We start from the raw sequence: 18,800 nt of genomic DNA on the forward strand, positions 1-18,800 counted from the left end.
TGCGACGTGACGTGACGGCACTTCCGTACCGCGGCACTTTCGTACCTGCGTCCGAGCCTAAACCCGGACGCTCGCGCACATCTGTGGGCATACGCGCTCATACGCATACCCCGACCTGCGGGTTCTCTGACGGGCCCGGTCAGCCGCTGAGGCGCACCGGCATGATCAGGTACTTGTAGGCCTCGTCCGCCTCGGCGTCCAGGGCCGGCTTGCCGCTGAGCAGTGCCGGCTTCGTGGACGTCGTGAAGGACAGCTGGGCCACGGGGGAGTCGATGGCACTCAGGCCGTCCAGCAGGAAGGTCGGGTTGAAGGCGATCGACACGTCGTCGCCCTCCAGCTGGGCGTCGACCCGCTCCACAGCCTGTGCGTCGTCGCTCGAACCGGCCTCCAGGATGAGCACGCCCTGCTCGAAGCTGAGCCGCACCGGGGTGTTGCGCTCGGCAACCAGGGCCACACGCTTGACGGCCTCCACGAAGGGGGCGGTCTCGATCACGGCGACGCTGTTGAACTCGGTCGGGAACAGCGAGCGGTACTTCGGGAGGTCGCCCTCCAGCAGACGCGTGGTCGTGCGACGGCCCGCGCCCTCGAAACCGATCAGGCCCTCGCCCGAGCCTCCGCCGGACAGCGCCAGGATGACGCTGTCGCCGCTTGTGAGGGCCTTGGCGGTGTCCAGGAGCGTCTTGGCGGGCACCAGGGCGACCGCGGACGCCTCCGGGTTCTCCGGCTTCCACAGGAACTCACGGACCGCGAAGCGGTAGCGGTCGGTGGACGCCAGCGTGACCGTGTCGCCCTCGATCTCGATGCGGACACCGGTGAGGACGGGCAGCGTGTCGTCACGGCCGGCGGCGATGGCGACCTGGGCGGCGGCCGCGGCGAAGACCTCGCCGGGGACGGTGCCCGTCGCGTTCGGCATCTGCGGCAGCGCCGGGTACTCCTCCACAGGCAGTGTGTGGAGTGTGAACCGGGAGGAGCCGCAGACCACCGTGGCCCGTACACCGTCTGTGGAGATCTCCACCGGGCGGTTGGGGAGAGCGCGGCAGATGTCGGCGAGGAGGCGGCCGGAGACCAGCACCGTGCCCTCCTCCTCGACCTCCGCGTCCACGGACACCCGCGCCGAGACCTCGTAGTCGAAGCTGGACAGGCTCAGCTGGCCGTTCTCGGCCTTCAGCAGAAGGCCGGCGAGGACAGGCGCCGGCGGACGGGCCGGGAGGCTGCGTGCCGCCCAGGCCACTGCCTCCGCGAGTACGTCGCGTTCCACCCGGATCTTCACTGTTGCCGCCTCCTGCTGTTGCCGGCGCTTCTCGGCCTGCCTGGCTTCGTCGTCTGTCTCGGTGTCGTCGGTCCCTGTGACGGGAAGGACACCGGGGAACAGTCTGACGCACGGCACTGACAGTAGGTGCCTCTCGGGGTCAAGTCGTGACGAGGGGCAGTCGGGAGCCGGACAGCGAGTTGTGCACAGGACCCACTTCGAAACGGATTCCCAGCTCTCTCTAGTTGGGAGTAGTAGTAGGGGCTGTGGATACCGTGGATAACCCCGTTTTCCCAGCTCAGGGCAGGAATTTTGTCCACTGCCCCTGTGGGCGACGGCGGTGGACAACCGGGCTCTTCTGTGGAGAACGGAAAGTTCTGCACACTCCATGCACAGCCTTGGGCTACTTCTCCCCAGCACCGTCCCCAGCTTTACCCACGTTTCCCACAGCCCAACCCGGCACCTTCGTGTGACGCCTTTCACTCGACCCGGTGAGGAGGCGCGTCACGTTGCCGAACAGTGGACAGCGGTGTGGAGAAGCCGGGGATCGCTGGGGACAACCGGCCTCAGCCTGTGGGCGGCCGGTGGACAACTCGGTGCACAGGCTGTGGATCATTTCTCTGTCCACAGCCTGTGGAGATCTTTCGTCCACCGATCCACAGCCACCTGACCAGCTCTGATGGTCTTTCACCAGAGTCCCCTGTGGACACGATCTGGACAACTTCCCAGTCCCCAGGATGTGGAAGGAAGAAAGTCGCCGAATCTGTGGAGAGAGGCCGTAACGTCGCAGGTAATCGAACAGCAGATCTCGCTTCGGACGCGGCCCGGACGCCGGTCCGACCCGGCCCAGACCCCGATCTGACCCGGCCCACGCCTCGATCGGGCCGGCCCGGACTCCGATCGGGGCGGCTCAGGGCCCCCGAAAACCGCTGAGGGCGCCCTCGGGAACACGTCCCGGGGCGCCCTCAGCGCGTACGAGCGGCTGTGTCAGCCGTTCTTGATGCGGTTCGTCAGCTCGGTGACCTGGTTGTAGATGGAGCGGCGTTCGGCCATCAGATTGCGGATCTTGCGGTCCGCGTGCATGACCGTCGTGTGGTCGCGGCCGCCGAACAGCGCGCCGATCTTCGGCAGGGAGAGGTCCGTCAGTTCGCGGCACAGGTACATGGCGATCTGCCGGGCGGTCACCAGCGCACGCCCCCGCGAGGTGCCGCACAGGTCCTCGACCGTGAGGCCGAAGTAGTCGGCGGTCGCGCCCATGATGGCCGTGGAGGTGATCTCGGGGGCCGAGTCCTCGCCGCCGGGGATGAGGTCCTTGAGGACGATCTCCGTGAGGCCCAGGTCCACGGGCTGCCGGTTGAGCGACGCGAACGCCGTCACCCGGATCAGCGCGCCCTCCAGCTCGCGGATGTTGCGCGAGATCCGGGAGGCGATGAACTCCAGTACCTCCGGCGGGGCGTTGAGCTGCTCCTGGACCGCCTTCTTGCGCAGGATCGCGATGCGCGTCTCCAGCTCGGGCGGCTGGACGTCGGTGATCAGGCCCCACTCGAAACGGTTCCTCAGCCGGTCCTCCAGGGTCACCAGCTGCTTGGGCGGCCGGTCGCTGGAGAGCACGATCTGCTTGTTCGCGTTGTGGAGCGTGTTGAAGGTGTGGAAGAACTCCTCCTGCGTCGACTCCTTGTCCGCCAGGAACTGGATGTCGTCGACGAGCAGGATGTCCATCTCGCGGTAGCGCTTGCGGAAGCTGTCGCCCTTGCCGTCGCGGATGGAGTTGATGAACTCGTTGGTGAACTCCTCCGAGCTCACGTAACGGACGCGCGTCCCCGGGTAGAGGCTGCGCGCGTAGTGCCCGATCGCGTGCAGAAGATGCGTTTTGCCGAGTCCCGACTCCCCGTAGATGAAGAGGGGGTTGTACGCCTTCGCGGGTGCCTCGGCGACGGCCACCGCGGCCGCGTGCGCGAAGCGGTTGGAGGCGCCGATGACGAACGTGTCGAAGAGGTATTTCGGGTTCAGCCGTGCGGTCGGCTCACCCGGCCCGGTCGCCGGCGCGGGCTGTGCGGCCAGCGGGCCGGGGGCACCGGTGGTGGGCAGACGCGAACCGACGGGGCCGCCACGGTGCACGTGCCCGGAGCCGGAACCCGGCTCGGGCCGTTCGCGGCGGGCGTCGCGCTGGTCCTCGTCGGCGCGGTGGCGACCGTAGTCCGGTCGCTGGTCGTAGGTGGGGCGCTGGCTGTCGTAGGGCGGGCGCTCCATGGACTGCGGGCGGTAGTCCTGGGAGTACGAGTCCTGGGAAGGAGCGCCGTACGAGTCCTGTGACGGCGGGCCGTAGTTGTCCTGGGACGGCGAGGCGTACGGGTCGCGCTCGGGAAAGCCGAGTCGCTGCTGCTGCCAGCTGTACTCGTCCTGCGGCGGGCGCGGCCAGGCGCCGGGCTCGGGGCGCTGGTACTCCGACGGGTAGGCGGGGCGAGCGGTCGGGAGCTGGTCCGGCCGGGAGTTGTGGTCGCCCTGGGGGCCATGCTGGTCGGAACGGCCCGGCCTTGGGTCGTCGGCACGGTGGCGGCCGTAGCTCTCGTACTGGCCGGAGGGGAGCTCGGGCTCCTCGTAGCGCTGCTGGGACCGGGGCGGAGGGCTCGGCGCGGGTTCGCCGGCGGAGTCGTCGACGGTGATCGCGATGCGGATCGGACGCCCGCACTCGCGGCTCAGCGTTTCGCTGACGACAGGGGCGAGGCGACCTTCGAGCACGCCCTTCGCAAATTCGTTCGGTACGGCGAGCAGGGCGGTGTCCGCCACGAGCGCGAGCGGCTGGCAGCGCCGGATCCAGTGTTCGTCCTTGCCTTCGACCCCCTGCCCGCGCCCTTCACCGAGGAGCTGCTCCAGTACTCGTGGCCACACTGCGGCAAGATCGGCAGGTACGTCAGCCACAGGGCACGCTTTCTCACGGGTCCCACGAACGTGTGGTTCGGGACGGATCGGGATTCAAATGGGGTGGGGCAGTTACAAGGGAACGAATCGGAGTCCAGCCACGGTAGTCAGGGCGACGGCTGCGGTTCAAGTTGTTGTCCCCAGGCTGTGGATAGTGTCTCCTGGTGACCGCTGGTTTGACCGGATGGCGCAGCCGCGCGTACCGTAACGAGGTCGAGTTGTCGATGGCTGCTGCCGCCTGCCTCCGATGGGCACAGATCATTTGGATGATCGGTCAGCGGTGCACTCGGGCGTGACGCGAGCTACTCGTGGGCGCACGGTGACAGCCAGGACGGCACCCCGAAAACCCCGATTGATCTCTGGAGCCCCCGAGTGAGCAAGCGCACCTTCCAGCCGAACAACCGTCGCCGCGCCAAGACCCACGGCTTCCGCCTGCGGATGCGTACCCGTGCCGGCCGCGCGATTCTCGCGAACCGCCGTGGCAAGGGTCGCGCCAGCCTGTCCGCCTGATTCCGGTCAGGTCATGACATCGTGCTGCCCACCGAGAACCGGCTGAGGCGGCGCGAGGACTTCGCGACCGCGGTACGACGAGGGCGTCGGGCAGGACGCCCGACTCTCGTCGTCCACCTTCGTAGCGGTGCCACGAACCCGCACGCGCCTGGGGAGAGCGCTCCCCTGACGCGTGCGGGTTTCGTCGTGAGCAAGGCCGTGGGCGGTGCGGTGGTGCGCAACAAGGTGAAGCGCAAACTTCGCCACCTGATGCGCGATCGAGTCGCCTCCTTGCCCCCCGGTAGCCTGGTAGTCGTACGAGCGTTGCCCGGTGCGGGCGACGCCGATCATGCACAACTGGCCCAAGACCTGGATGCCGCCCTGGAGCGGCTGCTGGGAGGGGGCGCGCGATGAAGTACCCGCTGCTGGCGCTGATCAAGCTGTACCAGTGGACCATCAGCCCGCTGCTCGGGCCGGTGTGCAAGTACTACCCGTCGTGCTCCCACTACGGGTACCAGGCCATCGACCGGCATGGTGCGATCAAGGGCACGGGACTCACGGCCTGGCGCATCCTGCGGTGCAATCCGTGGTCGCTTGGCGGTGTGGACCATGTCCCGCCGCGAAAGCGTCCGCGGTGGCACGAAATGCTGCGTGGCGCCTGGCGTACACGCAGGGGCGGGCCCTCCTCCGCCGAACCGGCCACCTCGGGGCAGGCTCCTATGAGCCCGGCCGCAGAGACCCCGTCCCATGCCCAAGGAGCATGATTAGTGGACACGATTGCCAGCTTCTTCAGCTTCATCACGACACCTGTCTCCTGGGTCATCGTCCAGTTCCACACGGTGTACGGCGCCCTCTTCGGCGATGACACCGGGTGGGCCTGGGGCCTGTCCATCGTGTCTCTGGTGATCCTGATCCGTATCTGCCTGATCCCGCTCTTCGTGAAGCAGATCAAGGCGACCCGGGCCATGCAGACACTGCAGCCCGAGATGAAGAAGATCCAGGAGCGCTACAAGAACGACAAGCAGCGTCAGTCCGAAGAGATGATGAAGCTGTACAAGGAGACGGGCACCAACCCGCTCTCCTCGTGCCTTCCCATCCTGGCGCAGTCGCCGTTCTTCTTCGCCCTGTACCACGTGCTCAACAGCATCGCGAACAACGACACCATCGGCTCCATCAACCAGGGCCTGCTGGACAGCGCGCAGAAGGCGCACATCTTCGGTGCCCCGCTGGCCGCGAAGTTCACCGACAGTGGCTCGGACGTCGCCGCCCTCGACGCCTCTCTGACCACCGTGCGCATCGTGACCGCGGTCATGATCGTCATGATGTCGGCCTCGCAGTTCTACACGCAGCGTCAGCTGATGACGAAGAACGTCGACACCACCGTGAAGACGCCGTTCATGCAGCAGCAGAAGATGCTGATGTACGTCTTCCCCGTCATGTTCGCCGTCTTCGGCATCAACTTCCCGGTCGGTGTTCTCGTCTACTGGCTGACCACCAACGTGTGGACCATGGGCCAGCAGATGTACGTCATCCGCAACAACCCGACTCCGGGTTCCACGGCGCAGGCCGCGTATCTGGAGCGCCTGTACAAGCACGTCACCCACCACGGCAAGACGCGCGGCCGCGGCGAGAAGGCCATCGTCAAGGCCATCGTGGCCAAGGGCCGCGACCGCAACGAGTTCGAGCGCAAGTTCATCAACGGCCTGAACAAGGCGGGCCTCGCGGCCCAGGCCGACGGCACCGTGGTGAAGGGCGAGACTCAGGTCGTGTCCCAGACCGAGGACGGTACGCCCACGAGCGCCGCCGCGCCCAAGCGTCAGCAGCCCAAGCGGCAGAGCAAGTCCCAGCGCCAGTCCGGCAGTGCCAAGGCAGCCGGCGAGGGCCCGTCGCTGATCAAGTCCGACGAGCCGGAGGACGCCAAGCCCGCCGCGGCCAAGAAGCCCGGTGGTTCCCGCAGCAAGGCCCAGTCAGGACAGCGCAAGGGCCCGCAGCGGCCCAAGTCCCCGTCCAAGAAGTAAGAAGGAGTCCATCCCGTGACGGAAGGCACCACCTCCGCCGCTGCCGAGGGTGCAGACACCCTGACCCGCCTGGAGCAGGAGGGTGAGATCGCGGCGGACTACCTCGAGGGTCTGCTCGACATCGCCGATCTCGACGGCGACATCGACATGGACGTCGAGGCCGACCGCGCCGCTGTATCGATCATCAGTGACGCGAGCGGCCGCGACCTGCAGAAGCTGGTCGGCCGCGACGGCGAGGTGCTGGAAGCCCTGCAGGAGCTCACGCGCCTTGCCGTGCACCGGGAGACCGGGGACCGCAGCCGACTGATGCTGGACATCGCGGGCTACCGCGCCAAGAAGCGCGAGGAGCTCTCCGAGCTGGGTGCCAAGGCCGCGGCCGAGGTCAGGAGCTCGGGTGAGCCCGTGAAGCTGAAGCCGATGACGCCGTTCGAGCGGAAGGTCGTGCACGACGCGATCAAGACCGCCGGCCTGCGCAGCGAGTCGGAGGGCGAGGAGCCGCAGCGCTTCGTCGTCGTGCTTCCCGCCTGATCGGTCCGTACGTTCCTCCGGCCCCGTCTGTTGCGCAGACGGGGCCGGACTTTGTCAGCCTGATAGTTCTGGTGGTTCTGGCGTCGGCGCCTGGTGCGCCCACGCGGTACGGAAGGACGGTCCCCCGTGACGGAGGCAGCGGAGCTTCCCCCCGCGCCCGAGCGTGCCCGTGAGGTGTTCGGTGATCGATTCGCCGACGCCGTGCGATACGCGGAGCTGCTCGCCGAGGCGGGCGTGCAGCGCGGCCTGATCGGTCCGCGCGAGGTGCCTCGCCTGTGGGAGCGGCACCTGCTGAACTGCGCGGTGCTCTCCGAGGTCGTCCCCGAGGGGGTGACGGTGTGCGATGTCGGCTCGGGCGCCGGCCTGCCCGGTATCCCCCTGGCGCTCGTCCGGGAGGACCTGAAGATCACGCTGCTGGAGCCCCTGCTGCGCCGTACGACCTTCCTGACCGAGGTCGTGGAGATGCTGGGCCTGGACCATGTGACCGTCGTCCGTGGGCGGGCCGAGGAGGTCATGGGAAAGCTCACACCCGTGCACGTGGTGACGGCACGCGCCGTGGCCCCCCTGGACCGGCTGGCGACCTGGGGCATTCCCCTGCTGCGTCCCTACGGGGAGATGCTCGCGCTCAAGGGCGACACCGCGGAGGAAGAGCTCAAGAGCGCGTCCACGGCACTGAGCAAGCTCGGTGCCGTGGAGACGTCCATCCTGCACGTCGGTGAAGGCGTCGTGGATCCCCTCTCCACCGTCGTACGGGTCGAGGTCGGCGAGAGCCCAGGCGGTGTGCGTTTCGCGGCGAAGCGGGCGAAGGCGGCCCGGACGGGGCGAACGCGTCGACGTCGTTGAACCGGGCGGGGCAGGCTCCTCCTGTGTCGCGTCATTGATCCGTTGTGATGACCAGCGACACGTATTAAGGCTGCCAAAAGTACGCACGTCGGAGTGTCGAGCGCATCCTGCGAGGGGCGCTCGGCATCGTGTTTCACGTGAAACGTCGCTCACTGCTGCATGGGATCATCAGTCGTGGCCGTTCTGTGACTCCGCGTGACCGTAGGCCCTTCGCGGGGGGCACGGAGTTGTCCACAGGTGTGGATTCATCCACAGAAGACCGGCCCTCGCTGGTTCACGACCCCGAAGACATGGGAGGCTCTGTGCATTGCGAGCCTGAAGTCGAGGAGAGTGAATCCTTGCGGTCCGACGCCAACATTGCGGGACCGATGACCGATCCGGTCCCCGGTCCCCGTACCGAGTCGATGGGAGAGGATGTTTCACGTGAAACACCGCCCCCGATGGACGACACCCCGATCGGTCGTGCTGCCCAACTGGCGGTAGAGGCTCTGGGCCGCGCCGGTGAGGGTCTGCCGCGTCCTGAGGAGACCCGGGTCATGGTGGTCGCCAACCAGAAGGGCGGAGTGGGCAAGACGACGACGACCGTCAATCTTGCCGCTTCGCTGGCGCTGCATGGCAACCGTGTTCTGGTGGTCGACCTCGACCCGCAGGGCAACGCGTCCACAGCGCTGGGGATCGACCACCATGCCGACGTGCCTTCCATCTACGACGTGCTGGTCGACAGCAGGCCTCTCTCCGAGGTCGTCCAGCCGGTCCCCGACGTCGAGGGTCTCTTCTGTGCTCCCGCCACGATCGATCTCGCCGGTGCGGAGATCGAGCTGGTGTCCCTGGTGGCGCGGGAGAGCCGACTGCAGCGGGCGATCCAGGCCTACGAGCAGCCGCTGGACTACATCCTCATCGACTGCCCGCCCTCGCTCGGCCTGCTGACGGTCAACGCGCTGGTCGCTGGCCAGGAGGTCCTCATCCCGATCCAGTGCGAGTACTACGCACTGGAGGGCTTGGGGCAGTTGCTGCGTAACGTCGATCTGGTGCGGGGACACCTCAACCGCGACCTGCATGTATCGACGATCCTGCTCACCATGTACGACGGCCGGACGCGTCTCGCGTCCCAGGTCGCGGACGAGGTGCGCAGTCACTTCGGTGACGAGGTGCTGCGGACGAGCATTCCCCGCTCGGTCCGCATCTCCGAGGCACCGAGCTACGGACAGACGGTGCTGACCTACGATCCAGGATCGAGCGGGGCCCTGTCCTATCTTGAGGCGGCACGAGAAATCGCGCTGAAGGGTGTCGGCGTCTCCTACGACGCGACACACGCGCACATCGGCGCACAGAGCGACCTGAACATGGTGGAGGGGATCCAGTGAGCGAGCGACGGAGGGGTTTGGGTCGTGGTCTCGGCGCATTGATCCCTGCTGCCCCGACGGAGAGGACGGTGGCTCCGGCCGCGACGGGAGGCGGCTCTTCGACGTCCCCGGCCGCTGTGCCGGTGCTGACCACCGACCGTGGGGTGGCCGCGGCGAAGGTGGCCATGCTGCCGCCTGTTTCACATGAAACCGAGGACCCGTCGACGAACGGTGCCTTGGAGGCACCTGAGCCGCCCATCGGAGTCCACTTCGCGGAGCTCCCCCTCGATTCCATCAAGCCGAACCCGCGGCAGCCGCGTGAGGTCTTCGACGAGGACGCTCTGCAGGAGCTCGTCACCTCCATCAAGGAGGTCGGTCTCCTCCAGCCCGTCGTCGTACGGCAGCTCGGCCCGGCGCGCTACGAGCTCATCATGGGCGAGCGGCGTTGGCGGGCCTGCCGCGAGGCGGGGCTTGAGGCGATCCCGGCGATCGTCCGGGCCACGGACGACGAGAAGCTCCTCCTGGACGCCCTTCTGGAGAACCTGCACCGTGCCCAGCTGAACCCACTGGAAGAGGCAGCCGCCTACGACCAGCTGCTCAAGGATTTCAACTGCACGCACGACCAGCTGGCGGACCGCATCGGCCGTTCCCGTCCCCAGGTCTCCAACACCCTGCGCCTGCTGAAGCTCTCGCCGGCGGTCCAGCGCCGGGTGGCCGCCGGAGTCCTCTCGGCCGGTCACGCGAGGGCGCTGCTCTCCGTCGACGACTCGGAGGAGCAGGACCGGCTGGCTCACCGGATCGTGGCCGAGGGCCTGTCGGTACGAGCCGTGGAGGAGATCGTCACCCTGATGGGGTCTCGGCCCCAGACGGCTCAGCGCTCGAAGGGCCCGCGGGCCGGTACCCGGCTCTCACCGGCCTTGACCGACCTTGCGACGCGCCTCTCGGACCGCTTCGAGACGCGGGTGAAGGTCGACCTGGGCCAGAAGAAAGGCAAGATCACCGTCGAGTTCGCGTCGATGGAGGACCTTGAGCGGATTCTCAGCAGCCTCGCTCCCGGAGAGGGACCGGTTCTGCAGAAGAGCCTGGTGGACGACGACTCCGAGGAGTCGGAGGACTGAGTGTCCGGCTGGGCGGGGTGATCCCGCTCGGCCGCCGGGGCGGGCTGTGTCCGGTGTCTACTGGACAGAGCCCGCTCTTTGCTTTCAGGCGGTATCGGTGGAATCTCATCGTGGATACGATGCGTTCGGGTATGGCGCATCCACCCGGCAGCACCTCTGAGGGGAGAGGCAGGGGCCATGCGAACGGTGAGCCGCACCGGATTGGTGAGCGCGGGCCTGGGGCTGGGCGCAGTCGGCGGCTTCGTCGGCAGCCTGCTCAGGGAACGAAGCGCTCTGACGGCCGCCCGCGACGCGGCGGGCGAAGGAAGCGAGGAACAGCCTTCATGGGGCGTCGGCTCGTACCGCTCACGCTGGACAACCTTCAGGACCTTCCCCAGCGCTGTCGCACGTGTGTCTTCTGGGAGTTGGACCCAGTCAGCGGTGAAGCCGCGGTAAAAGCCGGAACACCCGCCCTGGAGAAGGAAGCCTGGATCTCCGCCGTCCTGCTGGACTGGGGATCCTGCGGCAGGGTCGTGTACGTCGACGACGTGCCGGTGGGCTTCGTGCTCTACGCTCCCCCGGCCTATGTGCCCCGCTCGACGGCATTCCCGACGAGCCCCGTCTCGCCCGACTCCGTGCAGCTGATGACCGCCTTCATCATGCCGGGCTATCAGGGGCAGGGGCTGGGCCGGGTGATGGTGCAGACGGTCGCCAAGGATCTGCTGCGGCGGGGCTTCAAGGCGATCGAGGCCTTCGGAGACGCCCGCTGGAAGGAACCCGCCTGCCTGCTGCCCGCCGACCATCTCCTCGCGGTGGGCTTCAAGACGGTCCGGTTTCATCCCACGTACCCGCGGCTGAGGCTGGAGCTGCGCTCCACGCTCTCCTGGAAGGAGGACGTGGAGATGGCACTGGACCGACTCCTCGGGGCTGTACAGAAGGAGCCGGTGCTCCGGCCGCTCTAGACAAACGAATGGGCCGACCCCTGGAGGTCGGCCCATTCGTGTTTCACGTGAAACGTCACTCGGAGATGAAGTCCTCAAGGTCGCGGACGATCGCGGCCTTCGGCTTCGCACCGACGATGGTCTTGGCGACCTCGCCACCCTGGTACACGTTCAGGGTCGGGATGGACATGACGCCATACTTGGCGGCCGTACCCGGGTTCTCGTCGATGTTCAGCTTGACGACCTCGATCTTGTCGCCGTACTCGGCGGCGATCGCCTCGAGGGACGGCGCGATCTGGCGGCACGGGCCGCACCAAGCGGCCCAGAAGTCCACCAGAACGGGCTTGTCGCTCTTGAGGACGTCCTGCTCGAAGGAATCGTCGGTCACATGCTTGAGAGTGCCGGCCACGGCGGGCTCCTTAACTGGTTGGTGCGGTGGGGCGGATGGGGGTCAGACGGAGGTCTTCTCGGGCTCGGCCTTCTCCTCGTCCGCGAGGCCGGCGAGGAAACGCTCGGCGTCGAGGGCGGCGGAGCAGCCGGTGCCGGCCGCGGTGATCGCCTGGCGGTAGGTGTGGTCGACCACGTCACCGGCGCCGAAGACACCGGTGAGGTTCGTTCGCGTGGAGGGCGCGTCCACCTTCAGGTAGCCCTCCTCGTCCAGCTCCAGCTGGCCCTTGAACAGCTCGGTGCGCGGGTCGTGGCCGATGGCGATGAACAGGCCGGTGACCGCAAGGTCCGAGAGCTCGCCGGTCTTGAGGTTGCGCAGCTTCACGCCCGCGAGCTTCTGCTCGCCCTGGACCTCGGTGACCTCGCTGTCCCACACGAACTTGATCTTCGGGTCGGCGAAGGCACGCTCCTGCATCGCCTTGGAGGCGCGCAGGGTGTCGCGGCGGTGGACGATCGTCACGGACCTGGCGAAGCGGGAGAGGAAGGTGGCCTCCTCCATCGCGGTGTCGCCGCCGCCGATCACGGCGATGTCCTGGTCCTTGAAGAAGAATCCGTCACAGGTGGCGCACCAGGAGACACCGCGGCCGGAGAGGGCGTCCTCGTTCGGCAGGCCGAGCTTGCGGTGCTGCGAGCCAGTGGTGACGATGACGGCCTTCGCCTGGTGGACGGTGCCCGCGGTGTCGGTGACGGTCTTGATCTCACCGGACAGGTCGACGGAGACGACGTCGTCAGGGATGAGCTCGGCACCGAAGCGCTCGGCCTGGGCGCGCATGTTGTCCATGAGCTCGGGGCCCATGATGCCGTCCTGGAAGCCCGGGAAGTTCTCCACCTCGGTGGTGGTCATCAGCGCACCACCCGCGGTGACGGCGCCCTCGAACACCAGCGGCTTCAGCGACGCGCGCGCGGTGTACAGCGCCGCCGTGTAGCCGGCGGGCCCTGAGCCGATGATGATCACGTTTCGGACGTCGCTCACGGCTTGATTCCTCGTCTCTGGACTGCGTCGTATGTCCGGGGGAGTTCCTCTCGGAACTCTCACCCCACCCAACGGATCCTAAGGGGCGCGCATTCCCGCTGTGTCCGGGCACACGAGGATGCGACACGGTACGGGATACCACGCGGCACGGAGACGAAGCGTGCGCGGTCAGGAATCGGTGTAGGACTGCTTCAGCAGGACCTTGGCCGTGGCGGACGACGACGGCTGCCCCACGCAGGTCGCATCCATGAGGTAGGCGGTGAAACGGGTGCCGTCTGGAGCGTCGGGCAGCACGACAAGGAGCGTGTCCGTCCCCTTGTAGATCCCCTTCTCGGTCGCGAGCGCTGTGTCGCTGCGGCCGATGCCCTTTTGGATGCAGGCAGGAACTACGGGGTCCTTGAAGACCCTGGGCGAGTTGTTGGGGATGGATTCCGCGCCCAGGCTTTGCGGAGCCTGGGATCCACTGCCGGTGCCCTGGCTCCGGGCAAGGAGATCGGAGACCTGCTTCTCCAGCTGGGCCTCGGAAAAGGTGTCCGCGGACGTGGACTTCGCCGCAGGATTGGAGGGCTTGCCGTCGTTCATCGAGGACAGCAGCACCGACCCGAATCCGAGGGCCGCTGCAGTGAACACGGCGCCGAGGACGACACCGCGGCGCCGACCGCTCCGCCTGGGCTCTTTGCGGCCCGGTCCGGTGGTCGAGGATCGAGCACGGCCTGCGGGGCGGTCCGCCGATGTTTCACGTGAAACATGCGCACTGTCGTCCGAGGGGGATACGGATACGGGCGACGCCTCGGACACGGACTCGGCGCTGACGGGTGCGAGCGCGTCCACAGCATCGGGTGCGGTGGCGTGCAGCAGGGCCTCCGCGGCGAGGGCGGCATCGATACGGCCGGCGACATCGGCGGGCATACGCGGGGGACCCGGCAGGCTTCCCAGCAGTCCCCGGATCTCCTGCAGTGAGGCGTGGACGTCCGCGCAGAGTTCGCACTCGTCCAGATGCCGTCGTACGTCCTGGGTTCGGGACGGCGGGAGCAGGCCTTCGGTGAGGTCGGAGATCTCCGCGACGTCCGGGTGCCCGGCTGTATCTGTCGTGGCTGTCACGCCCGCCCACCTCCGCCCTTCACTGCAGCTGGATCGCTTGGTCCTGTGTCCGGCGGTCCCGCTCGGCGCGGTCCCGCTGCGGGTGGGACGGATGTCCCCTGCGTCCGGTTCCGCCCCGTGCCCGCTTCTCTGTCGGCACTGGTGTTTTCCGGCCGCAGATGCTTGAGCAGAGGCAGGAGTCTGGCTCGGCCGCGGGCACAGCGGCTCTTCACCGTCCCGGTCGGCACATCGAGCATGCGAGCGGCCTCGGCAACCGGGTAGCCCTGCATGTCCACCAGGACGAGCGCGGCCCGCTGGTCGGGGGGAAGGGTGCCGAGTGCTTCCAGGAGCTGACGGTGGAGGTCGTTGCGCTCCGCGGGCGCCGAGGCCGACTCGTGCGGCTCCAGCAGTTGTTCGAGGCGCTCGGTGTCGTCGACCGGGGAGGTCTTCCGGGAGGCGGTCTTGCGGGCGCGGTCCAGGCAGGCGTTCACGGTGATCCGGTGCAGCCACGTCGTGACGGCCGACTGGCCCCGGAAGGTGTGGGCGGCCCGGTAGGCGGACACGAGGGCGTCCTGGACAGCGTCAGCGGCCTCCTCGCGGTCTCCCAGCGTCCGCAGGGCAACCGCCCAGAGCCGATCCCGGTGCCGGCGCACGAGCTCACCGAAGGCGTCGGGATCGCCCTCCACGTGGCGGGTCAGGAGGTCCCGATCGCTCGTGTCGCCGTACGCGGTGTCATCTGCCATCGGGCCCCCTTCCCTTCGTCCTCAGCTGGTCACCTTGATGTCCGCCACCCGGCCCCGCCACTCACCGTCGATCTGCGGCAGCTTGGTCAGCCAGACCAGAAGGTAGCGGGACTTGAGGGACTTGTCGGGGGTGAGGGTCACGCTCGTGCCGAAGCCCCCCGTGACCTTGGTGTAGGCGTCGAAGGACGTGGGTTCCGAACTCGCGTCACCGGAGGCGGCGCGGAGCTCGACGGATGTGTTCCCCACGAAGGAAACGGTCACCTTCCCGACCTCTTGGACCTTGCCGAGATCGAGGATGACGCCGACACCGGGCTTCAGTCGGCCGAAGTCGGAACTGAGGTAGTAGTCCGTCTGCCAGTACGTGCTGGACGAGTTGTCGTAGACCTTGTCTATGTCGCCCGGCTTCTCCGAGCCGTCGGCGCCGAACGGGTCGAAGTCGTGAGCACTGCTGATGGAGATCGGAGCGCTGGGCGGCTTCGTCGGGGTCTTGCCGTCCCCGTCCCCGTCCGTCGTCTGAGTCTGGTTCGTCTCCTCGGACTTGCCGCCCCGGTCGATGAGGGCGTCCGCCAACTGCCAGCTGCCCAGTCCGAGTGCGGCGATGAGGAGGGCAGAAACGGCCCACTTCAGGGCCCTGCCGGTACGGCTCTGCAGCGGAGGCGGTGGAGCCGCCACCGGCTGGGTGATGCCCGGATGCGGCGCCTGGCGGCCGTACGTGCCCTGCTGGTACGTCGTGCGCTGATAGTCCGGTGGGGCGGTGAACGTAGGCTCCGGCGGGCGGATGCGGGGCATCTCGCCGATGGCCTTCACCAGCTCCTCGGGCGTGGTGCACGGAGACTCGTGGCGGGAGGCGGTCGCACCGTCGTTGGCGAGCGCCCGCATGGCCAGCTCGGACAGGCCTCGGTGGACGCCGGCACGCACCTGGTCGGGAGCGATGAGGCCGATGTCCTTGGGCAGCCCCGACAGCCCGTAGGCGTCGTTCTCGTACGGCCAGCGCTGAGTGAGCGCCGCGTACAGCAGTGCGCCGATCGCCTCGGTGTCGGTGCGCAGCGGGGTCTCGGAACTGATGCCGCGCAAGGCGGCGTTGACGGCGAGACCGCGGATGCGCCACTGGCCGGTCGACGTGCGCAGCACGGCGTTGGGATTCAGACGCAGATGGGCAAGGCCCTCACGGTGGGCGGCGGCCATGGCCGAGGAGATCTGACTGACCAACTGATAGGCGTCGTACACCTCCAGCGGGCCGGCGGCGAGAAGCGCGGTCAGCTCGGTGGCATCGGGCAGCCACTCGTGAACGACGTAGACGAGGTCGTTCTCCTCGACGGCGTCGAGGACTTGGACGAAGCGCGGATCACCCAGCAGCGCGGAGGAGCGGGCCGCGGCCAGCACCGAACGGGCTCGCGCGTGGTCCGCGGGCAAAAGGTGGACGCCGACGGCGCGACGCAGCTTCTCGTCCACGGCACGCCAACTGCTGAATCCGTCCAGACGGGTGACGCACTCCTCGAGCCGGTAGCGTCTGGCGAGCTTGTGTCCGCTGTGCAGCTCCGGTGGTGAGGCCTTTCCGGGACTCTCGGTCCCGCCACTCCCCTGTGCCTCGACGTCTTCCGTGTCCCGCTCCCGGTTCTTGGCCACCCCGTCGGCCGTGGACTGGTCCGCCTCGGCGGTCAGCGGCTTGTCACCGCTGTTGTCTGCCACGTCGACGGCAGCCGTGCTCCGTTCCGCCACCGTCGTTCCTGCCTCCCCATCCATTGCGCGTCATGTGACGCCGAAACCAATTGTGCCCACAGTCCGCCGCTATGCACGACACACGGTGGCTGACGATGGTTGTGCTCGTACCCCCGACTCAGCGCCCCAGGCGCCCGCGGACCATGCCGACCAGTGAGTTCAGCTCCTCAATACGCATCTTGCGGGCGGCCACGAAGAAGACTCCGAGCAGTACCGCCCCGCCGACGATCAGCGCGGCGAACGAGCCGAGAACGCCCTGGCCGAGCGCGTGACTGATGCCGTAGCAGGCGGCGCCACTGAGCAGGCCGGCCGGTACCGAGGCGATGCACAGCCGGGCGTACGTCCGCAGGACGCGCCCGCCGTCGAGGTCTCCGCCGAGCCGCTTGCGCAGCCGGCGCCAGGCGACGCCGACACCGATCGAGTACGCCAGGCCGTACGCGGCTGCCATGCCGACCACGGCCCAGCGGGCCGGCAGCACGATGTAGCAGACCGCGGCGGCGGCGGCGTTGACGGCCGCCACGATCACCGTGTTGTAGAAGGGGGTTCGGGTGTCCTCGTACGCGTAGAAGGCACGCAGGACGACGTACTGCACCGAGTACGGGATCAGGCCGAGACCGAAGGCCATCAGCATGTACCCCATGTTGGTGGCGGCGCTCGTGCCGGAGGTGCCGAAGATCAGGGTGCACATCGGGACGCCGAGGGCGACGAAGCCGAAGGCGAGGGGCACGATCGCGACCGCTGTCGTGCGCAGGCCCTGGGAGATGTCGTCGCGCACCGCTCCGCCGTCGTCCTCCGCGGCCGAGCGCGAGATGCGCGGCAGCAGGGCGGCCATGAGGGAGACGGTGATGATGGCCTGCGGAAGGCCCCAGATCAGCTGGGCGTTCGCGTAGGCGCTGAAGCCGGTGCCGGGGATCGCCGTGTCGGCGACCGCCGCGGTGGCCAGCTGGGTGACCACGAGCGCGCCCGCCTGGTTGGCGAGGACGAACAGGATGGTCCACTTGGCGAGCATCGCGGCCTTGCCCAGGCCGTGGCCCTTCCAGTCGAAGCGCAGCCTCAGCCGGAAGCCGGTCTCGCGCAGATACGGGATCATCGCGAGGGCCTGCACCACGAGTCCGAGCAGGATGCCGATGCCGAGCAGTCGCTGGCCTTGCGGCGGGATGTTCGTGACGCTCATGCCGGAGTGCTCGGCGGTGCCGTACACCCAGAGGAACATCCCGAGCGTCACGATGATGACGATGTTGTTCAGGACCGGGGTCCACATCATCGCGCCGAACCTGCCACGGGCGTTGAGGATCTGCCCCATCACCACGTGGACGCCCATGAAGAAGATCGAGGGCAGGAAGTAGCGGGTGAAGGTGACGGCGACGTCGTTGGCCGCGGGGTCGCTCGCGACGGAGTTCGACAGCGCCCGCACCAGGAGCGGCGCCGCGAACATCGCGAGCGCGGTGAGCGCGGCGAGCGCCACCATGACGAGCGTCAGCAGCCGGTTCGCGTACGCCTCACCACCGTCGTCGTCGTCCTTCATGGCGCGCACGAGCTGCGGCACGAAGACGGAGTTCAGGCCGCCGCCGACGGTGAGGATGTAGATCATGGTCGGCAGCTGGTACGCCACCTGGAAGGAGTCACCCAGGAACGCGGTGCCCAGCGCCGAGACGATCAGCGCGGAACGGACGAAGCCGGTGAGGCGGGAGACCATCGTGCCCGCCGCCATCACGGCACTGGACTTCAGCAGACCCGTTGCCCGGCCGCCCTTCTTCGCGGCGGGAGCCGGCGCCGGCCCCGCCGGAGCGGGAGCCTCGGCGACGGGAGGGGCCGGAGGAGCCTGGTACTGAGCCTGGGCGGGCGGTGTCGCCGCCGGGTACTGACCTGCGGGCGGTGCGGGGGACGGATTCGGTACCGACGGAGGGTCGTACGGCGAGTGGCCGCCGCCCTGCTGCTGGTCCCGGAAGAGGTGGGCGAAGGCGTCCTGCTCGTGGCGCTGCTCACCGGCCTGGGTCACCAGGTCGTCGACGCCCACGAACTGAGTGGTCCGGGGGTCATCGCCGTACGGCAGGTACTGGGTCGGCCCTTCCGGCTCGGGCGGCGGGGTCTGTGCCCACACATGCGGGTCCGGGGCGTACGACGACTGCGGCGGCTGGCCGTAAAGCGGCTGCTGCGGCTGGTACGCGTCCGGGGGCGGCGGAGGGTGGGCCGCGCGGTCGTAGAGCGCCTCGGCGACCGGGTCCTGGGCGTAGAGCTCCTGCGCCCGGTACGGGTCCTGGTCGTAGGCGTCCTGGAGGTACATGTCCGCGGGGGGCTGCGGCGGTACCTGGCCGTGCTCGGGCGGCGGGCCCTCGGGGTCGCCCGAGCTGCCCGCGGCCTGGCCGCGGTCACCGTCGTACGGCGCGTTCATGGTTACCCCACCTCATCGT

General features: G+C 68.2%; 17 protein-coding genes. 9 read left to right on the forward strand and 8 right to left on the reverse strand.

What is annotated here, in order from left to right:
• Window positions 1-139: 139 nt before the first annotated feature.
• Window positions 140-1,270 carry a DNA polymerase III subunit beta gene (gene dnaN, locus ACZ5XS_RS26860; protein ID WP_468655458.1) on the reverse strand — a complete coding sequence of 377 codons (1,131 nt, stop codon included), beginning with the start codon at window positions 1,268-1,270 and terminating at the stop codon, window positions 140-142.
• A 966-nt stretch (window positions 1,271-2,236) separates the two neighbouring features.
• Complete coding sequence (dnaA, locus tag ACZ5XS_RS26865; protein WP_468655460.1) at window positions 2,237-4,168, reverse strand: chromosomal replication initiator protein DnaA; 1,932 nt, start codon at window positions 4,166-4,168, stop codon at window positions 2,237-2,239.
• 372 nt (window positions 4,169-4,540) lie between these two features.
• Here dnaA and rpmH point away from each other — a divergent pair, with 372 nt between their 5' ends.
• The 9 genes from rpmH (at window position 4,541) to ACZ5XS_RS26910 (ending at window position 11,448) form a co-directional block, all read left to right on the forward strand.
• Window positions 4,541-4,678 carry a 50S ribosomal protein L34 gene (rpmH, locus tag ACZ5XS_RS26870; RefSeq protein ID WP_006381191.1) on the forward strand — a complete coding sequence of 46 codons (138 nt, stop codon included), beginning with the start codon at window positions 4,541-4,543 and terminating at the stop codon, window positions 4,676-4,678.
• Window positions 4,679-4,699: 21 nt separating this feature from the next.
• On the forward strand, window positions 4,700-5,071 hold the full coding sequence (gene rnpA, locus ACZ5XS_RS26875) for a ribonuclease P protein component (RefSeq protein WP_468655462.1): 372 nt from the start codon (window positions 4,700-4,702) through the stop codon (window positions 5,069-5,071).
• Window positions 5,068-5,421, forward strand: coding sequence for a membrane protein insertion efficiency factor YidD (gene yidD, locus ACZ5XS_RS26880; protein WP_217234876.1), 354 nt, complete (start codon window positions 5,068-5,070; stop codon window positions 5,419-5,421). The genes rnpA and yidD overlap by 4 nt, the downstream gene beginning before the upstream one ends.
• Before the next feature lie 3 nt (window positions 5,422-5,424).
• Window positions 5,425-6,675: a membrane protein insertase YidC gene (gene yidC, locus ACZ5XS_RS26885; RefSeq protein WP_468655464.1), complete on the forward strand. Its 1,251-nt coding sequence runs from the start codon at window positions 5,425-5,427 to the stop codon at window positions 6,673-6,675.
• A gap of 15 nt (window positions 6,676-6,690) precedes the next feature.
• Window positions 6,691-7,203 (forward strand): Jag family protein, encoded by a 513-nt coding sequence (locus tag ACZ5XS_RS26890; protein WP_217234878.1) that lies wholly within the window; start codon window positions 6,691-6,693, stop codon window positions 7,201-7,203.
• 126 nt (window positions 7,204-7,329) lie between these two features.
• The gene (gene rsmG / locus ACZ5XS_RS26895; RefSeq protein ID WP_217234879.1) at window positions 7,330-8,046 is read left to right on the forward strand and encodes a 16S rRNA (guanine(527)-N(7))-methyltransferase RsmG; all 717 of its coding nucleotides are present in this window, start codon (window positions 7,330-7,332) and stop codon (window positions 8,044-8,046) included.
• A gap of 290 nt (window positions 8,047-8,336) precedes the next feature.
• Window positions 8,337-9,410 carry a ParA family protein gene (locus ACZ5XS_RS26900; protein ID WP_217234975.1) on the forward strand — a complete coding sequence of 358 codons (1,074 nt, stop codon included), beginning with the start codon at window positions 8,337-8,339 and terminating at the stop codon, window positions 9,408-9,410.
• Window positions 9,407-10,507, forward strand: coding sequence for a ParB/RepB/Spo0J family partition protein (locus ACZ5XS_RS26905; RefSeq protein WP_217234880.1), 1,101 nt, complete (start codon window positions 9,407-9,409; stop codon window positions 10,505-10,507). Before ACZ5XS_RS26900 ends, ACZ5XS_RS26905 begins: the two co-directional genes overlap by 4 nt.
• A 323-nt stretch (window positions 10,508-10,830) precedes the next feature.
• Window positions 10,831-11,448, forward strand: coding sequence for a GNAT family N-acetyltransferase (locus tag ACZ5XS_RS26910; protein WP_468655467.1), 618 nt, complete (start codon window positions 10,831-10,833; stop codon window positions 11,446-11,448).
• 55 nt (window positions 11,449-11,503) lie between these two features.
• On the opposite strand, the gene trxA is transcribed toward ACZ5XS_RS26910, so the two are convergent.
• The 6 genes from trxA to murJ all read right to left on the reverse strand — a co-directional run bounded on the left by trxA (window position 11,504) and on the right by murJ (window position 18,781).
• The gene (gene trxA, locus ACZ5XS_RS26915; protein WP_217234882.1) at window positions 11,504-11,836 is read right to left on the reverse strand and encodes a thioredoxin; all 333 of its coding nucleotides are present in this window, start codon (window positions 11,834-11,836) and stop codon (window positions 11,504-11,506) included.
• Between the two features lie 42 nt (window positions 11,837-11,878).
• The gene (gene trxB, locus ACZ5XS_RS26920; RefSeq protein WP_468655469.1) at window positions 11,879-12,847 is read right to left on the reverse strand and encodes a thioredoxin-disulfide reductase; all 969 of its coding nucleotides are present in this window, start codon (window positions 12,845-12,847) and stop codon (window positions 11,879-11,881) included.
• A gap of 168 nt (window positions 12,848-13,015) precedes the next feature.
• Entirely contained in the window at window positions 13,016-13,948 is a 933-nt protein-coding gene (locus ACZ5XS_RS26925) for an anti-sigma factor family protein (RefSeq protein WP_468655471.1), read from the reverse strand.
• Window positions 13,945-14,670: an RNA polymerase sigma factor SigM gene (gene sigM, locus ACZ5XS_RS26930; protein WP_468655473.1), complete on the reverse strand. Its 726-nt coding sequence runs from the start codon at window positions 14,668-14,670 to the stop codon at window positions 13,945-13,947. The genes ACZ5XS_RS26925 and sigM overlap by 4 nt, the downstream gene beginning before the upstream one ends.
• A 21-nt stretch (window positions 14,671-14,691) precedes the next feature.
• Window positions 14,692-16,389, reverse strand: coding sequence for a protein kinase family protein (locus tag ACZ5XS_RS26935; RefSeq protein ID WP_468655475.1), 1,698 nt, complete (start codon window positions 16,387-16,389; stop codon window positions 14,692-14,694).
• Between the two features lie 118 nt (window positions 16,390-16,507).
• Window positions 16,508-18,781, reverse strand: coding sequence for a murein biosynthesis integral membrane protein MurJ (gene murJ, locus ACZ5XS_RS26940; protein ID WP_468655477.1), 2,274 nt, complete (start codon window positions 18,779-18,781; stop codon window positions 16,508-16,510).
• Window positions 18,782-18,800 lie beyond the last annotated feature (19 nt).

The organism is Streptomyces sp. NPDC033131 (assembly GCF_055578365.1).